We start from the raw sequence: 16,790 nt of genomic DNA, 5'->3' as shown, positions 1-16,790 counted from the left end.
CTAACCACCCTCGGCCGGTCGGACGTCCGGATTCACCGGGAGGTGGTGCTCAGTTGACGCAGACCACACCGTCGGCGGTGATCGGCGGGGTCGAGCTCGTCGAGGGCGGGCTGTCCGTGCCCGGCACGCCGACCGACGCCGGGTCGGACTGGTCCGGCGGCGCGTAGTCGGCGCCGGCGTACACGAGAACCTGCCCCCTGGGCACGGAGTCGTCCTCGATGGCCTCGGCGTTACCGGTCAGGGCCGAGATCACCTTGTCGGCGCTCGCCCGCTCACCCGGCGCGTACCGCACGGACGTCGTCTCCGCGTACGCCCCGGAGTCCGCCCGACCGCGCTTGAAACCCTTCTCCACCAACATGTCCAGCACGCTCGCGGCGAGCCGGTTCACCCCGGCGGAGTTGTAGACGTGCACGGTGATCGCCGAGGGCGGCGGCCCGGACGGCGTCGTGGTCGTGGCGGGCGCCTTCGACGGGTCGTTGTCGGTCGCCAGGCCCTTGATGAACTGGCGCACCCGCGCGGGGTCGACCGGCAGCACGTTGCCGTCGCTCCACGTGTCCATCGGGTCGCCCACCGGGATCGTGCGGAACTGGATGTTGCCGCCCACGAGGCCCTGCATCTGGGTGGCGAACTCGGTGATGTTCCACCCCTCGCTCAGCACGACGGACTTCTTCACCGCCGTCACGAGCCGGTCGAGCTGGTCGAAGTCGGTCAGCGTGCCCGTGGAGAGCACCTTGCGGGCCAACGCGCCGATGAACACCTGCTGCCGCACGATCCGGTCCAGGTCGCCGCCGGGCAGCCCGCCGCGCTGGCGGACGAACGACAGCGCCTTGGCGCCCTCGATGGTCTGCCGCCCGGCCGGGAAGTCCGCGCCCGAGTCGCGGTCGCTGGTGGCCTCGTTCAGGCACACCTCGACGCCGCCGAGCGCCTTCGTCACCTCGTAGAAGCTGGCCAGGTTGACTTCGGCATACCGGTCGACGGTGACGGAGCCGCCGGTCAGCCCCTCGATCGTCTTGATCAGCGTCTTGCGGCCGGCCAGCGTCGACTCCAGCTCGATGCGGGCCTCGTCGGTCACGCCCTTGTCGCGCAGCTCCTGCGCCTTGTCGTTCTTCTGCCTGGCCAGCGCGGAGTTCAGCTTGTGCTTGCCGAACCCGTCCGCGATCTCCACGTACGCGTCACGCGGGAACGAGATGGCCACCGCACGCGTGCCGTCCTGGGGGATGTGCACCAGGATCATCGTGTCGGTGTTCTGCGTGCCGTCCGCCACACCGCCGTTGAGCAGCGCCAACACCTCGTCCGACAGCGGGTTGCCCTGCGCGTCGGTGCGGCTGTCGACCCCGACCAGCAGGATGTCGACCGCGCCGTCGAGCGGCCTGCGGGGCACGCCGTCGGCGTCCTCGGTCACCGAGGACGCGATGACGTCGGTCGTCGTGATGTCATCGTCGATGTCGCTGAGGTAGTACCAGCCGTACCACGTGACGACGAGCACAGCCGCCGAGACCAGCGCCAGCAGTGAACGCGCGGTGATCGCGAGTGCACGCAGTGCAGCCGATCCACCGGCTGTTCCTGGCGGACTGGAGTCCACTGCCTGCCTCCCCCGTGCGCTCAGGCGTGCCTGGTCGACATTACTGGCGCGGAGGTTGGCCGCGCCGGACATTCCTCTTATACGGGAGACGCTGTAACAACCAGGTGGGTTGCACGAATGGCACTCGTGACAGACTGCGATGAGCAACCGCCTTCAGGAGGACACTGAGCATGCGGGTACTGGTAACGGGTGGGGCCGGGTTCATCGGTTCGCACTACGTGCGGGAGATGGTGGCCGGCGCGTACCCGGCCTACGCCGATGCCGAGGTGGTGGTGCTGGACAAGCTCACCTACGCCGGCAACGAGGCGAACCTGGCGCCGGTCGCGGACAGCCCGAGGCTGACCTTCGTCCGGGGCGACATCTGCGACCGCGAGCTGGTCGCCGACCTGATGGGCCGGACGGACGTGGTGGTGCACTTCGCCGCCGAGTCCCATGTGGACCGCTCGATCTCCGGCTCGGCCGACTTCGTGCTGACCAACGTGCTCGGCACCCAGACGCTGCTGCAGGGCGCGCTGGAGGCCGGTGTGGAGAAGTTCGTGCACGTCTCGACCGACGAGGTCTACGGCACGATCGAAGAGGGTTCCTGGACCGAGGACCACATCCTGGAGCCGAACTCGCCCTACTCGGCGTCCAAGGCGTCGTCGGACCTGCTGGCGCGGTCGTTCTTCCGCACCCACGGGCTGCCGGTGAGCATCACCCGGTGCTCGAACAACTACGGTCCGTACCAGTTCCCCGAGAAGGTCATCCCGCTGTTCGTGACCAACCTGGTCGACGGCAGGAAGGTGCCGCTGTACGGCGACGGCCTCAACGTCCGCGACTGGCTGCACGTGGACGACCACTGCCACGGCATCCAGCTCGTGCTGGAGGGCGGGCGCGCCGGTGAGATCTACAACATCGGCGGCGGCACGGAGCTGACCAACCGCGAGCTGACCGAGCGCCTGCTGGAGGCCACGGGGCGTGACTGGGACTCGTTCGTCGAGCCCGTCACCGACCGCAAGGGCCACGACCGGCGCTACTCGGTGGACATCACCAAGATCAGCACCGAGCTGGGCTACGCGCCGCGGGTCGACTTCGCCGAGGGCCTGGCCTCGACCGTGCGCTGGTACCGGGACAACCGGTCGTGGTGGGAGCCGCTCAAGCAGCGCGCGGCGCTGGCCGGCTGATGGCGCTCGCACTCCTCGTGCCCGGTGGCCGCGGCCAGCTCGGGCGGGACCTGGTGACGGCGGCGCCCGGCGACGGCCTCGTGCACGCGCCGTCGTCGGCCGAGCTCGACCTGACCGACGCCTCGGCGGTGGCGGACGCGGTGGCGGTGTTCGCCGCGAGCGCCCGTGACGCGGGGTTCCGGCCGGTGGTCGTGAACGCGGCGGCCTACACGGCGGTGGACGCGGCGGAGACCGACGTCGACCGGGCCGCGGAGGTCAACGCGGTCGGGCCCGCGAACCTGGCCACGAGCTGCCGCGAGCACAACGTGCCGCTGCTGCACGTCTCCACGGACTACGTGTTCCCCGGCGACGGCACGCGGCCGTACGAGCCGACCGACGAGACCGGGCCGAAGTCCGTCTACGGCCGCACGAAGCTCGACGGCGAGCGCAACGTGCTGTCCACATGGGACCGTTCCTGGGTCGTCCGCACCGCGTGGGTCTACGGCGAGCACGGCAACAACTTCGTGAAGACCATGGCCCGCCTGGCCGCCACGAACGACACGCTGTCCGTTGTGGACGACCAGATCGGCTCGCCGACGTGGTCGCTCGACCTGGCGCACGGGCTGGTGGACCTGGCCGCCGCGGTCACGTCGGGCGGCACGCCCGCCCGGGTGCTGCACGCGACCGGCGGCGGCGAGACCACGTGGTGCGGCTTCGCCCGCGCCATCTTCGCCGAACTTGGCCTCGACCCGAACCGCGTGCACCCGTGCACGACCGCCGACTTCCCCCGCCCCGCCCCGCGCCCGGCGTACTCCGTGCTGTCCAACAAGGCCTGGGAGGACTCGGGCCTGACCCCGCTGCGGCACTGGCAGGAGGCGTTGGCGGCGGCCGTGAAGGCGAACGCGGTGCCCTGAGCCGTCGGTTCAGGCCGGCAGTTCCTTGCGCAGCATCGTGCCGCGAGGCCCGTACCCGGCCGACGCGTAGAAGCGGACGGCGTCCTCGTTGAGCGTCAGGACGCCGGCGTAGAGGACGGTCACACCGCGTGCCGAGGCGGCTTGCTCCGCCCCGGCGAGCAGGGCCTTGCCGACGCCCCGGCCGCGGTGCGCGTCCAGGACGACCGTGTGCACGTCGGCCGCCGGGCGCGGCACCGCGATCTGGTGCGCGGGCGGGTCCGGCAGGGGCACCACTTCCGCCATGCCCGCGACCTCGCCGTCGACGTCCGCGACGAGGACCAGGACGTCCGACCCGCCGGAGAGCACGTCCTCGAAGTGCTGCCGGACGACGTCGGCCTCGGGCAGCCGGTAGACGGCCGGGTCGAGCCGGACGTGCTGCTCGGCGTTCGCGAGGCGGAGGCGGACGAGCGCGGGCACGTCCTCCCGCGCGGCTGCCCTGACCGTGGTCGTCACGGCCCGCAGTTTCCCAGACGGGGGGAGGATGCGGGGGTGCGCGTGATCACCCTCGCTTCGCGGCCCGACCTGGCCGACGCCGTCTACGGGATCCCCTACCCGCCCGACTCGCCCCGGTTCATGCAGGGCGACCTGGCGTCCCTGCTCGTGCGGGGACGGCGGGTCGCCGCGCGGTGGCCGCACCTGGTGGTGGCGCTGCTGGACGGCGACAGGCCCGTGGCACGGGGGATCATGGTCGCCTTCCTGGCCGACCGGGACTCCCGGGAGCGGTTCCCCGACGGCGGGTGGGACCAGGTGGCCGTGTGGGCGGCCGAGGACCTGATGGACGGCGTCGAGCCCGACACCGCGTGCGCGCTGGAGATCGCCGTGGACCCCGCCTACCTGGGACGCGGGCTGTCCGGCGCGGTCGTGGCGGCGATGCGTTCGGCGGTCGCGGCGGCGGGGCTCGCCGAACTCCTGGTGCCGCTCCGGCCACCGGACAAGGCCACCGAGCCCGAGGTGCCGATGGACGAGTACGCCGCGCGGACCCGTGCCGACGGGCTGCGCGAGGACCGGTGGCTGCGGACCCACGTGCGGGCCGGGGGACGGGTCGAGGGCGTCGCGTGGTGCTCGTCGACCGTGCAGGCGACGTTGGCGCGCTGGCGGGAGTGGACCGGGCTGCCGTTCGACCGGGACGGGCCGGTGCTCGTGCCCGGCGCGCTCGCCCCGGTGCTCGTCTCGACGTCGCAGAACGTGGCCGTGTACGTCGAGCCGAACATCTGGGTGTCCCACCGGACCTGAAACCGGGGTGCGGCCGGTCGGTGCGGTGGTGTGTGATGCGGGGCATGGCGATCGAGTTGGGCACGCCGTCCGTCGACGGGCTGGCCGGTGCGGTGGACGCGCTGCGCGAGTGGCAGCACGATGGCGCGCCGATGCAGCTGCACCCCGGCGACATCGGCTGGTTCTGGCGGTACGGCGCGGAGGCGACGGCGGCGGCCGTGCGGACCTGGAGCCGGGGCGGGCGGATCCTCGCCGTCGGGCTGCTGGACTCGCCGGACCTGCTGCGGATGACCATCGCGCCGGACGCCCACCAGGACGAGGAGCTGGCCCGGCGGGTGGTCGAGGACGTGATCGCTCCCGAGCGCGGGGTGCTGGTCGCGGGCGAGGTGTACGTCGAGGCGCCGAGGAGCGCGCTGGTCCAGGACCTGCTGGCCGAGGCCGGCTGGGACACCGACGAGCCGTGGACGCCGCTGCGGCGTGACCTGGCGGAGCCGGTGGAGGACCCGGGCGTGCGGGTCGAGGTGATCGGACCGGAGCGGGCGCACGTGCGGGCCGCCGTGCAGCGGGCGTCGTTCAGCAGTTCCACGTTCACCGACGAGCGCTGGCACGCGATGGCCGCCGGAGTGCCTTACACCGACGCCCGGTGCCTGGTCGCGCACGACGAGCAGGGCAACGCCGTGGCCGCCGTGACGGTGTGGTCGGCGGGTCCGGGCCGGCCCGGGTTGATCGAGCCGATGGGCGTGCACTCGGACCACCGGGGCCACGGCTACGGCAAGGCGATCACGGTCGCGGCGGCGGCCGCGCTGCGTGAGCTGGGCTCGTCGAGCGTCCTGGTCTGCACCCCGAGCTCCAACGTCGGCGCCGTCGCCACCTACAAGTCCGCCGGCCTCGAAGCGCTCCCCGAGGTCCGCGACCGCCGCCGGGACGCTTAGGCGGCCTGCCAGGTGACGCCCTCGGGGCGCTTGGCGGTGGCCAGGAACTCCTTCAGCGCGGTCGCCAGGACGTCCACCGGGACGCCCGCGCCGGCCGGGTAGTCGACGTACTCGGAGCGGTACTCGGGGGAGGCCGGGTCGCCGGCCAGGGTCGAGTAGTCGTGCTCGGGGTCGGCGTAGGTGAGGTAGCCGTAGCCCTGGTGGATGGCGGCGGCCATGTCGTGGTCCGGGATCTTGGCGCTGCCGGGCGCGCCGAGCAGGCCCTCGGTGTCGGTGATCAGCTCGCGGTCCTGGTGCTCGATCACGGCCGGTCCCGCGCCGGGTTCCGCCAAGCGGGTCAGGAGGGTGTCGACGTCCTCCGGCGTGCCGACGGTCATCTCGTCGGCGGCGTCGGCGTCGCGCTCTTTCATGATCGGCCACACAGCCGTGAAGCTCATGGCCGGCATCATCGCAGTGGACGCGCTGAGTGACCACCGGAGGGGTCGGTTGGGCCGTTGGGGTGGAGTAGGTTTATCGCACTGGTTTTGCGCTCAACCGGTGCGAGAACCTTTCCGCCATGTCCGCGCTCGGGCGATCCCCTGAAGCGACCGCGCCTCGTCCTGACGGCGAGCGGCAGCGGTTCTTGCGTCGCGTCTGTGCCGTGACCGGGTCACGGCAGATCTCGTGGAGCGTCCTCAAGCCCGCCCAGGCCGACCGGCAACCCGGGCACTCGTAGCGGCGGTATCGGACAGGAACGCCAACCAGGCGGACCGGGAGACGGTGAGGGTGCCCGTGCCCGGCGACTTGCTGTCCCTGATGCCGACGACGGTCGGGGAGTGCGCCACCTCGACGCAGTTCGAGTTGCCGCCGCTGTAACTCGCCTTGCGCCACGTCCCGAAGGTCAGCTCCGACGCTCCCATTCGCTGTGCTCCTCCTTGACGTACTTCCGCAGCAGGGCCAGCGAGTCCGGCTTACTGAGCGCAGTGCCGCACAAATGCTGGAACGCCAGCCTATACCGCTCCACCTCGGCTTCTTCTTCCAAGAAGAGAGTGCCGGTGAGGTGATCGATCGCGACCGTGCCATAGCCGTCGTCGAAGCGGAAGCAGGAGAAGGGCACACCCATGGCGATGTATTCGCCCGCGCGGTTCGGGATGACCTGGAACTGCACATTGGGCAGGGAGGCGGCCTCCAGCAGGTGTGAGAGTTGGGCGATGTGCACGTCCCGGCCGCCGATCGCGCGGAGCAGGGCATCTTCGGTGATGACCGCCCACACCGCCAAGTCGCCGACCAGCACGCGGTCCTGGCGTTTGGTGCGCAGTTCGACGCGCTGGTCGAGGACCCCGCTGCCGATGCCGGGGTTGGCGGCGCGGATGACAGCGCGGGCGTAGTCCTCGGTCTGGAGCAGGCCGGGGACGAGATCGATCTCGAAGTTGGACACCGCCACCGCGTCGGTCTCCAACTCCACGAAGTCGATGTTCTCGGGGTTGGCCGACTCGTCGTAGACCTGGTACCAGCCACGGGTCTTGGCGGTCCGGGCCAGGGCGACCATGCTCTCGACGGTGGCCCGGCCCGCGCCGTACAGCTCGCAGAGCATCCGCACCTCTTCGGGCTTCGCGCCCAGCTGGCAGATCTCGATCTTGGTGATCTTGGGCTGCTTGCACCCGAGGTGGTTGGCGGCGTCCTCCAGCGACGTGCCCGAGTTGACCCGGAGCTGGCGGAGGCGGCGGGCCAGGCGGCGCTGCTTGGGAGTCATCAGAGTCCCTCGATCGAGTGAAGATTGGAATTTGATTCCAATCAGGCTTGCGTCCGGATCAGGGTGCGAGCAACCTAGCGGAACCGAATTCCACACGATCGAGGAGGGTGTTGTGGCTGATCAGGTGGCCGTGGCCTACGTCCGGGGAGACACGCCGCTGCGCGCGTGGGTGGACGACGAGACCGGGACGGTGTGCCTCTCCGTCGGCCCACCGCCGGGGCAGGTCGTGCTCGGCCTCACCGCGAACGCCGCGGACCGGCTGCTCGACGCCGTCCGGCGCGAGCTGAAGATCCTCGAACCGACCGGCTACGAGTGCGACGACTGCCTCGACACCGGTCAGCAGTGGACTCCCGTCGCACGTGGCGCGGTCCGCCTCAGCGGCTGCCACTGCACGGCGGCCGTCACCGCTCGGCGGCACGCCGATAAGCCGTCAACGTCTTCTCGGCCGTCCGCCGCCACGTGAACTCCGCCGCGTGCGTCCGCCGTGCCGCCTGGTCGGCGGGCGTGGGCGGGGCCTCGACCGCCTCCACCATCGCCGTCGCCAACGCCTCCACGTCACCCACCGGCACGTGCGTCGCGTGCCCGCCGGCGACCTCGCGCAACGCCGGCACGTCCGTGCACACCACGGGCACGTTGCACGCCAAAGCTTCCAGCACGGGCAGCCCGAAGCCCTCGTCGCGCGACGGCAGCACCAACGCCGCCGCACCCGCCACGACACTCCTCAAATCGACATCGTTGAGGTAGCCGGTCCGCATCACCCGGTCGTCGGAGCTGACCACGTGCGGCCCGGCCAGCACCAACGGCGGCAACGACGGCCGGGCGGCGTGCGCGGTCAGCAACGTCCCCAGGCCCTTGCGCGGCCCGCCGGCACCCACGAACAGCAAGTACTCCGACGGCAACCCCAGTCGGGCGCGCAGCGCGGGCGACGGCGAACGGGCCGCGAACCACGCCGGGTCGACACCGAGCGGCGTCACCACGATCTTCGACTCGGGCACGCCGAGCCGTTCCATCACGACCTCGGCCACCGCACGGGTCGGCGTGCACACCACGTCGGCCCGCGTGGCCGACTTGTGCACCAGCTCGGGCAGCCGGCGGTCCGACGGCGGCAGGTCGCCGGGCGTGTCCAGGAACGCCAGGTCGTGGATGGTCGTCACGCCACCCGCCCGCAGCGCCGGCGGCAGGATGAAGTTGGTCGCGTGCATGACGTCCGTCGGCCCGGCCAGGAACTCCACCGGCGGGAACGGCATCCGCAGCCAGAACTGCCGCAGCAGCCGCGCCGACACCGGCAGCCCGCGCGCCACCACGTCGTGCGGCAGCACGGTCCGCAGCGCGCGCCACCCGCGCAACGTGAACGCGACCGCGCGCACGTCGACCTCGTCCAGCATCGACGCCAGCTCCTCGGCCAACGCCGCGGTGTAGCGGCCGATCCCGGTCCGCTGCCCTAGCAGCGGGGTGCCGTCGATCAGCACCCGCAGCGGCCTAGCCACGGCCGCGCAACTTCTTCAGCACCCGGCCGGTCGCGCGACGGGCCACCTCGCCGGCGCCGCCGGCGGTCATGTACTCCTTGACCAGCGCGACGTCCCGCTGCACCTTCTCCAGCCGCCCGAGCGACCGGTTCGGCACCATGAACGACGTGCCGGTCAGCCGGTCGGCGGCGGGCCGCGGGTTGCGGCAGAACTCGGTCAGCGGCGCGAGCACGTTCTCCCAGGTGTAGCGCTCCCGCACGGCGGCGATCCGCTCCGCGCACCCGGCGGCGAAAGCGGTGTCGTACATGACCTTCTCCAACGCGTCGGCCAACGCGTCCGGGTCCTCCGACGGCACCACCACGCCCAGGTCCTCGCGGCGCACCAGGTCGGCGAACGAGTCGCCGTCCGTGGTCACGATCGGCAGCCCGGCCCACAGGTAGTCCAGCACCCGCGTGCGGAACGCGAACGTCGTCTCCACGTGCTCGTAGTGCGTGGTCACGCCGGCGTTCGCGTCGAGCAGCCAGTTCTGCCGGTCGTGGTAGGGCACCCAGGTCTCGTTGAAGAACACGTGCGAGCCCGTGAGGTCCAGCCGCCCGGCCAGCGCGCGGGTCTGCCCGGCGATGTCCATGTCCGGCACCTCGGGGTTGGGGTGCTTCATGCCCAGGAACACCAGCCGCGCGTCCGACCGGCGCGTCCGCAGCCGGTCCATGGCGTGCAGCAGGGTCAGCGGGTCGAACCAGCTGTAGACGCCGCCCGCCCACAGCACGACCTTGTCCGACTCGTCGATGCCCAGCGTCGAGCGCAGCCCCGGCCCGGTGCGCTGCGGCGGCTTGCCCGGCAGCCCGAACGGCGCCTCGGCCAGCAGCGAGCGGACGGTGGGGTCGTTGTCGTAGAGCGCGGGCGTGAGGCGGCCGATCGCGGTCAGGTGGCCGAGCCAGAAGTGCCGCTGCCGCTCGGAGGCGCACAGGAAGAAGTCGCCGCGCCGCAGCTGGTTGTCGATGATCCTGGTGACGCCGACCAGGTCGAGCGAGCGCTGCTCGTCGGTCGAGTCCTTGCCCTGCTCCAGCAGCTCCAGGTGCATCGGGTCGTAGATGTCGCAGACGACGATCTTGGTGTTGCCCGGCTCCTTGAGGAAGCCGACGTTCTCCAGCACGTGCCCCTGGAGCACGACGATGTCGGCCCACTTGGCGTGCTCGACCAGCTCGCGCGGCACGGCGCGGCTCACCGGGAACGACGACTCGGGCGGGTCGCACAGCGCGTTGATCGTGACCAGCCGGACATCGTGCTCGGCGGAGAGCACGTCGGCCATGTTCCAGGCCCGGATCGCGGGGCCCGCCATCCGGTCGGAGAGCGCGTCGCCGGTCACCACCAGCACCCGGCGCGGCCGGCCGAACACCTCCTCCAACCCGAACACCTCGACCAGCACGTCGTGCGCGGCCAGGTAGCGGGGCAGGGGGTAGGCGGGCTCCATCGCCTTGCGCATCAGCGGCACCAGGTCGGTGTCGGTGACCCGGCGCGCGGCCTGCTCGGCCTTGCGCGACTCGGCCAGGGACGGCAGCAGCTCCACGAACTGGTCGATCGCCAGGAACCCGGCCAGCGCCTGCCGCGACACCGGCACCGGGGCGCGGTCGTTGGCCGGGTTCTCGGGACGGCGGGTGATCTCCAGCTGGGTGGCGTCCAGCTCGCCGCGCGCGGTGGCCCGGCGTACCACCAGGGCCAGCGCGGCGGGCAGCACCTTGGCCAGCGTCTCGTCGGAGAAGTTCTTGTAGAGCGCGGCGAGGGCGTTGCGCTCCAACAGGTACAGCTCACGGCTGGTGTCCACAGTGGACATCGAGGCGTGGTGCTTGTGGTAGGTCAGGGACGTGGGCACGTAGCGGACGCGCCAGCCGCGCAGGTTCATCCGCCAGCCGAGGTCGACGTCCTCGTAGAACATGAAGAACCGCTCGTCGAACCCGCCCAGCTCGCGGAACACGGCGGTCCGCGCCACGAGCGCCGAGCCGGTGCCGAAGAGCACGTCGCGCGGTGTGTCGTGGGAGCCGTCGTCGGGTTGGCCCGCGTGCCGCTTGTAGCCCATGCCGAACCACGTGAGGCCGCCGTCCACGAAGTCGATCTCGCGGCCGTCCCAGTCGAGCACCTTGCTCGCCACCGCGCCGACGGTCGGCTCGGCGCGCAGCACCCGCACGGCCTCGCGCAGCCAGCGCGGGTCGGGGCGGGCGTCGTTGTTGAGGAACGCGACCACCGAGCCGCGCGCGGCCCGCACGCCCAGGTTGCAGCCGCCCGCGAAGCCGAGGTTGGCCGGGGCCTCGACGACCTCCGCGTTCGGCGCGGCGGCCCGGATGCGGTCCGCGCTGCCGTCGCCCGAGGCGTTGTCGACCACGATGACCTGGAGTTTCTCCGCCGGGTAGTCGAGGTCGCCGAACAGCGCGCGCAGGCAGGTGACGGTGTCGTCCGCGCCGCGGTAGTTGACGACGACCACCGACACGTCAGGCAGGGTTCCGTGCTCCACGGGCTAACTCTGCCTCATCACGCTCCGCAGCGTTCGGTCAAGGTGTCCTACGCCTCGGCGTCCGGCCCGGTGCCGGGCTCGGCGTCGGGCTCCTGGTCGGGCCCCCGGTCGGGCTTCGACTCGTTGTCCTCGGGCGGGGCCTCGGTGGGCAGGCTGTCGCGGTGCCACTCGACGGTGATCTTGACGTGGGCCTCGGCGGAGGACTTGGCGATGGCCAGCGCGGCGCTGGAGCTGACCTTCAGGCCGATCTCCACGGCCACCTTGTCCGGTCGCGGCGACGGCATGCTGCCGATCTTCGCGGCCACCGACCTGGCCACCTTCTTGGCCCGCTCGATGCCGTGCTCCAGCGTCTCCTCGGCGCGCTCGACCGGGTTCCAGCGGCCCGCGCGCACCGGGCCGTCGTACTCCTCGTCCAGCTCGAACGGCACCAGCTCGCCGTCCTCCGTGCGCACCTCGACGTACTCGGCCACTGCGTTCCCCTTCACCTGGGCTTCTCTCAGCAGACCGGGTCGTCGGACGACCCGGCCGGTGGTTCCCCGTCCTCGGACAGCTCGCTGCGCGTCACCACCGCGCACACCGCGGCGCGCCAGGCGTCCGGGTCGCCGGACTCCAGGCCGCCGTACTCGCCGCCCGCGTTCGCGTAGCCCGGCACGGCGGGCACGTCCAGCCGCACGACGGTCTCGTCGCTGCGGCCCAGCAGCGTCGGCAGGCCCCACAGCACGTCCCGCGTCCACAGCTCCACCTGCACCCCGCCGTCGGCCTGGCCACCGCCGTCGCGGCCGTCCAGCGTCACCTCGACCTCGTCGGTGTCGTCGCGGAACCGCAGCGCCGACACGGTGTAGTCGGCGGGCACGTCGTGCCGGTCCAGCCGTTCTCCCCGGTCCAGGTCCCACACCTCGACGCCGTCGGCCTCCGGCACGGCCAGCAGGTCGTCCGCCGCGGCGAGCGGCACGACGGGGGAGCCGGTCGGGGAGCCGCCGAACCGGAACGCGGAGCCGGGCACCTCCGCGCCGTCCGCGATCGCGTGCCGGCGCACCCACTTGTCACCGCTCACCACGGCGAGCTGGTCGTCGCCGACCGCGACGGCGGTGAGCGGCGTCGCGCCGGACGCGGTGAACGGCTTGCCGACCGGCTCACCGGTCCTGGCCGACCACACGCCCACCTCCTGTCCGCGCACGACCGCCAGCCGGTTCGCGTCCAGGAACCCCAGCCACGCCTCGCCGTCCCCGGGCACCTGGCCGAGCGGTGCGAGGTCGGGCAGGTTCCACAGCGTGATCGCGCCGCCGTCCTCGGGCACGGCCACCGTCGCCGAGTCGAGCGTGACGTCCTCCGCCGGGCGGTCGAGCCGGCCGGTCCGGGTGCGGCTGTCGACGTGCCAGACCTCGACGGCGGACCCGGTCAGCACGACGTGCTCGCCGTCGGGGGTGAGCCGGGCGTCGTGGGCGGTGTCCAGCGCCCGGTCCAGGTCGTCCGGTGGCGGTATCCGCAGCACCAGCGCCGCCTTGTCGACGGCCAGGAGCACCCGGTGCGCCCCCGACGGCTCGACCTCGACGTGCGTGACCTGTGCGTCGTTGGGCACCTGGGCGACGTAGCGCGGTCCGCTCGGGTCGGTCGCGCCGAACTGGAGCATGGACGGGTTGATGTACGGGTTCTCGTAGACCATGGCGAACGCGCGGCCGTCCGGGCTGAACGCGCCGGACGCGCAGTCCTGCTCGCTCGGCCGCACCTCGGCCAGCACCGAGCCGGTGGACGTGCCCTCCATCACCAGCCGGGCGCCGTCGCACCCGGTCCGGGTCGGCTCGGGGCGTTGCGCCAGGTTCTCGGTGTAGCCCATCGACAGCTCGCGGGAGCCGGAGGTGGACAGCGCGAGCCGTCTCAAGCCGTGGTCCACGACCACCTCGCCGGAGCCGAGCACGCTGACGAGCCCGACCTCGTGCGGGTCGGTGCCGAGCGGACCCGGCGCGGTGCGCGTGGTCGGTTCGCCTCGCAGGTCGAGCACGTGCAGCTCGGTCGAACCCTCGGCGGCGTAGGCGACGTAGCGGCCGGTCGGATCGCCGGACACCAGGTCCGCGTCGGCCTCCACCTCGGTCACCACGTCGCCGGTGCGGGCGTCCAGCACGACCAGCGGCCGTCCGGGGGCGGTGACGACGAGCGCGTCGTCACCGGTCCACGTGAGGGTGGCGCCCGGCGTGCCCGCGACGGTGACCTTGGTGGTGGCGGCGAGGTCCCACAGCTCGACGCGGCCGTCCGGCAGCTGTCGGGCGAGCCGGCTGCCGCGGGCGTTGACCACGGAGGTCGGTTCGAGCAGCAGCACGGCGTGGCGCAGGGACCGGGACAGCGAGCGCAGCGACTGCCTGGTGTGCAGGGTGTCGGACGTGCGGTGGGCCCGGAGGACGTCGAAGACCCGCTGGTCGAAGTCGCTCTCCTGGGCCCTGGTGAGCAGCGCGCCCGCCGCGTTGGCCGCGGAGACGGCGTTCTGCTGGCTGATCAACCGCACCACCGTGTAGGCGACCCCGGACGTCAGGACCAGCACCACGACCGCGGTCAGCGCCAGGGCCGCGACCACGATGGCGTAGCCCCGCGCGCTCGCCGCCACGAACTCGTGCTGCCGCCCGGTCACGTCGTCCCGGCGTTGCGCCGCCATCGCCCAGGCCTGCCGCAAAGCGTTGCCGCGCAACAACAACGCCCGCTCGCGGTGGTCGTGCCAGCGGGTGGCCTGGCGGTCGACCTCGTCCTGCCAGAGCCGGAACTCCCGGTCCTCCTCGACCCAGCCGCGCAGCCGGTCCCAGTGCCGCACCAGGGCCTCGTGCACCAGCTCCACGGCGTCCGGCCCGAGCGTGACCAGGCGGGTGCGGGCCAGCTCCAGGGCGATCGGGCCGAGCTCGTCCGGCGGCACGGCCCGGCGCAGGTAGCCGCCGTCCGGCAGCGGGCTGACCAGCTGGGTGAGCACGCGGCGCACCTCGTCCGGGTCGAACCGCCGCCACACCTGCTCGGCGTACGTGGACACCGCGCCCGCGACGCCGCCCAGGTCCCGGTACGCCCGGTGGGTGAGCACGCCCCGCTCCTGCCGCTCCCACAGCAGGGTCAGGGTGAACTCCAGCAGCGGCAACGGGTTGCGCTCGCCGGCGAGGTCGTCGAGCAGGGCGTCGGCGAGGCCCTGCTGGAGCACGGGCAGGCCGGGTGCGGCGAGCGGGCCCTCGACGACCTCGCGCAGCTCGGCGACGCTCGGCGTGCCCAGGGTGGCCGTGCGGCCGGCCAGCCGTGAGCCGAACCGGGGATCGGCCAGGAGGCGGTCGAGCGGTTCGGTCGTGGTCGTGACGACGACGTCCACGCGCGGGGTGCGGTGGTGCGAGTCCGCGATGCCGAGGAGGGTGTCGAGCAGGTCCGCCGACTCGTCCGGGAACCGGGTCAGCGCCTCGTCGAACTGGTCGACCACGAGCGTGAGGCGGCGCAGGTCCTCGCGCACCAGGAGCCGGTTGACGACGTCCTCCGCGCGGTCCGCGTCGATCTCCTCGACGCCCAGCGCGGCCGCCGCCGCGGCCCACGGCGAACCGGCCGGGCGGATCACGACCGCGTGCGGCAGCTTCGCCGCCAGACCGGCCAGGACCAGGGACGACTTGCCGCAGCCGGACGGTCCGGTGACCACCAGGACGCCGTCGCGGTCCAGCTGCTCGGCCAGCTCGCGCGCGCGGTCGGCGCGGCCGAAGAAGTGCTCGGCGTCCTCGGGCTGGAACGGCTCCAGGCCGCGGAACGGGCTCGGCTGGTTGGCGATCGCGGACAGCTCCGGCCACGCGTCGTGCAGCACCGCGCCGGACAGGGCGTACCCGATGCGGTGCTCGCGGCGGGCCTCCACGTCCACGACCATGCCGACCACCGCGCCCAGGTCGTCGTCGATGACCGGGCTGCCGCTGAAGCCGCGCAGCATCGGCAGGCCGTGCGCGCGGTCGTCCTCGACGTGGATCCGCCCGCCGGCGATCGCGCCGCGCACCACGCCCTGCGACCACACGCCGTCCGGGCGGCGGTCGGGCACGCCGAACGTCCGCACCCGGTGGTCGCGGAGATCGCTCTCGGCGACCACGCGCACGGCCCGCGCGCCCGCCGGGGTGTGGTCGAGGCGGAGGCCGACCAGGTCGACGTCCTCGGGGCGGTGGACCACCTCGGCCCGCGCCCTCACGCCGAGCAGCGGGAAGTCCAGCTCGACCGCCGGGGCGTCACCGACGACGTGCGCGCAGGTCAGGACCAGGTCGGCGGAGACGAGGAAGCCGACCCCGACCGGCTCGTGGTCGCGGAACACCCTGACCAGTGCCCGCTCGACCACCCCGGTGCTCCCTCAACGGCCCGCCCACTCCCGCCACACCACGCGACGGTCCACTCTCGCACGTCGGCCGATCCGCCACCGCTGGATCAGCGTGATCGGCGCTCTCGCCAGCACTTCCAGCAGCACGCGCAGGCGAAGCGGCACGTGGAAGTTGGCCGCGTCGGGCCGGTCGCGGCGGGTCGGCAGCAGGGCGGTGATGGCCGCGAACCTGGCCAGTTCGCGCAGGGCCGTGCCCGCGGGCGCGCAGCGCAGGAGCATCAGCAGCCGGTTGCGCTCGTTCCAGCGGTGGAACGGGCGGGAGCCGGGGTCGGTGCTGGCACCGTGCCGGTGGCGGACCCGGGCCGGGCCGACGGACAGCACCCGGTGCCCGGCCAGCCGGAGCCGCCAGGCCGTGTCGGTGTCCTCGTAGTAGCAGAAGAACGCGGCCGGGACGCCGCCCGCGCGCTCCAGCGCGTCCCGCCGCAGCAGCGCCGCGCCGCCGCAGAAGCCGAACACGTCGCGACCGGCCAGGACCAGGTCGGCGCCGTGCCCGTCGGCGGTGAGCCGGACGCCGACCGACTGGGTCGAGCCGTCGGCCAGCAGCATGGACGGGGTCGCGGCGGCGGCGTCGGGCGTGGCGTCCAGGGCGTCTTCGAGGGCGGCGAGCCAGCCGTCTTCGGGCTCCGCGTCGTCGTTGAGCCAGGCCACGTACTCGGTGGTGATCCCCGGCAACGCCGCCGCGATGCCGCCCGCGTAACCGCGGTTCACCGGCATTCGCAGGGTCTGCGGGCGGCTCGGGTGCGCGGCGACGAGGTCGGCGGTGCCGTCGTCGGAGGCGTTGTCGACCACGAGTGTCCGGTGTGGACGTTGGCGGGCGAGCGCGTCGAGGCACGCCGTGATGTGCTCGCGGCCACGCCACGTCACCACGACCACCGTCGTGCTGGGGATCGGCACGGCGTGAGACGGTA

Annotated in this window: 15 protein-coding genes; 5 read left to right on the top strand and 10 right to left on the bottom strand. The window is 72.7% G+C overall.

Annotated elements, in window-relative coordinates; translation table 11 throughout:
* Positions 1-49: 49 nt before the first annotated feature.
* Entirely contained in the window at positions 50-1,486 is a 1,437-nt protein-coding gene (locus tag AB0I91_RS35825) for an LCP family protein (RefSeq protein WP_499640883.1), read from the bottom strand.
* 266 nt (positions 1,487-1,752) lie between these two features.
* On the opposite strand from AB0I91_RS35825, the gene rfbB reads away from it, so the two are divergent.
* Both rfbB and rfbD read left to right on the top strand, forming a co-directional pair.
* Positions 1,753-2,745 (top strand): dTDP-glucose 4,6-dehydratase, encoded by a 993-nt coding sequence (gene rfbB / locus AB0I91_RS35820; RefSeq protein WP_498780435.1) that lies wholly within the window; start codon positions 1,753-1,755, stop codon positions 2,743-2,745.
* Entirely contained in the window at positions 2,745-3,638 is an 894-nt protein-coding gene (gene rfbD / locus AB0I91_RS35815; protein ID WP_499613261.1) for a dTDP-4-dehydrorhamnose reductase, read from the top strand. Before rfbB ends, rfbD begins: the two co-directional genes overlap by 1 nt.
* A gap of 9 nt (positions 3,639-3,647) precedes the next feature.
* Here the strand turns inward: rfbD and AB0I91_RS35810 are convergent, their stop codons facing one another.
* Positions 3,648-4,130: a GNAT family N-acetyltransferase gene (locus AB0I91_RS35810; RefSeq protein ID WP_498780431.1), complete on the bottom strand. Its 483-nt coding sequence runs from the start codon at positions 4,128-4,130 to the stop codon at positions 3,648-3,650.
* A gap of 36 nt (positions 4,131-4,166) precedes the next feature.
* Here AB0I91_RS35810 and AB0I91_RS35805 point away from each other — a divergent pair, with 36 nt between their 5' ends.
* A complete protein-coding gene (locus AB0I91_RS35805) occupies positions 4,167-4,910 on the top strand; it encodes a hypothetical protein (protein WP_499640881.1) in 744 nt (247 codons plus the stop codon).
* A gap of 44 nt (positions 4,911-4,954) precedes the next feature.
* Positions 4,955-5,821 (top strand): GNAT family N-acetyltransferase, encoded by an 867-nt coding sequence (locus AB0I91_RS35800; RefSeq protein WP_499640879.1) that lies wholly within the window; start codon positions 4,955-4,957, stop codon positions 5,819-5,821.
* On the opposite strand, the gene AB0I91_RS35795 is transcribed toward AB0I91_RS35800, so the two are convergent.
* The 3 genes from AB0I91_RS35795 to AB0I91_RS35785 all read right to left on the bottom strand — a co-directional run bounded on the left by AB0I91_RS35795 (position 5,818) and on the right by AB0I91_RS35785 (position 7,553).
* A complete protein-coding gene (locus tag AB0I91_RS35795) occupies positions 5,818-6,258 on the bottom strand; it encodes an Imm1 family immunity protein (protein ID WP_498780425.1) in 441 nt (146 codons plus the stop codon). The genes AB0I91_RS35800 and AB0I91_RS35795 overlap by 4 nt on opposite strands.
* Before the next feature lie 237 nt (positions 6,259-6,495).
* Positions 6,496-6,720 (bottom strand): DUF397 domain-containing protein, encoded by a 225-nt coding sequence (locus AB0I91_RS35790; protein WP_499613273.1) that lies wholly within the window; start codon positions 6,718-6,720, stop codon positions 6,496-6,498.
* The gene (locus AB0I91_RS35785; RefSeq protein ID WP_499640877.1) at positions 6,702-7,553 is read right to left on the bottom strand and encodes a DUF5753 domain-containing protein; all 852 of its coding nucleotides are present in this window, start codon (positions 7,551-7,553) and stop codon (positions 6,702-6,704) included. Before AB0I91_RS35785 ends, AB0I91_RS35790 begins: the two co-directional genes overlap by 19 nt.
* A 112-nt stretch (positions 7,554-7,665) precedes the next feature.
* Here AB0I91_RS35785 and AB0I91_RS35780 point away from each other — a divergent pair, with 112 nt between their 5' ends.
* On the top strand, positions 7,666-8,016 hold the full coding sequence (locus AB0I91_RS35780; RefSeq protein WP_498785457.1) for a hypothetical protein: 351 nt from the start codon (positions 7,666-7,668) through the stop codon (positions 8,014-8,016).
* Here AB0I91_RS35780 and AB0I91_RS35775 read toward each other — a convergent pair.
* Genes AB0I91_RS35775 through AB0I91_RS35755 form a run of 5 tightly spaced genes read right to left on the bottom strand, consistent with a single transcriptional unit; the run spans position 7,955 to position 16,770 of the window.
* On the bottom strand, positions 7,955-9,040 hold the full coding sequence (locus AB0I91_RS35775; RefSeq protein ID WP_498785455.1) for a glycosyltransferase family 4 protein: 1,086 nt from the start codon (positions 9,038-9,040) through the stop codon (positions 7,955-7,957). The genes AB0I91_RS35780 and AB0I91_RS35775 overlap by 62 nt on opposite strands.
* The gene (locus AB0I91_RS35770) at positions 9,033-11,525 is read right to left on the bottom strand and encodes a glycosyltransferase (RefSeq protein ID WP_499640875.1); all 2,493 of its coding nucleotides are present in this window, start codon (positions 11,523-11,525) and stop codon (positions 9,033-9,035) included. Before AB0I91_RS35770 ends, AB0I91_RS35775 begins: the two co-directional genes overlap by 8 nt.
* A gap of 47 nt (positions 11,526-11,572) precedes the next feature.
* Positions 11,573-12,010, bottom strand: coding sequence for a CU044_2847 family protein (locus tag AB0I91_RS35765; protein WP_499613282.1), 438 nt, complete (start codon positions 12,008-12,010; stop codon positions 11,573-11,575).
* Positions 12,011-12,021: 11 nt separating this feature from the next.
* Positions 12,022-15,843, bottom strand: coding sequence for an nSTAND1 domain-containing NTPase (locus AB0I91_RS35760; protein ID WP_499640874.1), 3,822 nt, complete (start codon positions 15,841-15,843; stop codon positions 12,022-12,024).
* A gap of 12 nt (positions 15,844-15,855) precedes the next feature.
* Entirely contained in the window at positions 15,856-16,770 is a 915-nt protein-coding gene (locus AB0I91_RS35755) for a glycosyltransferase family 2 protein (RefSeq protein ID WP_499640903.1), read from the bottom strand.
* Positions 16,771-16,790 lie beyond the last annotated feature (20 nt).

The organism is Actinosynnema sp. NPDC049800 (assembly GCF_040656635.1).
Lineage (GTDB): Bacteria > Actinomycetota > Actinomycetes > Mycobacteriales > Pseudonocardiaceae > Actinosynnema.
Note: the sequence above shows the minus strand (reverse complement) of the source record. Positions and strands in the feature narration are given on the sequence as shown.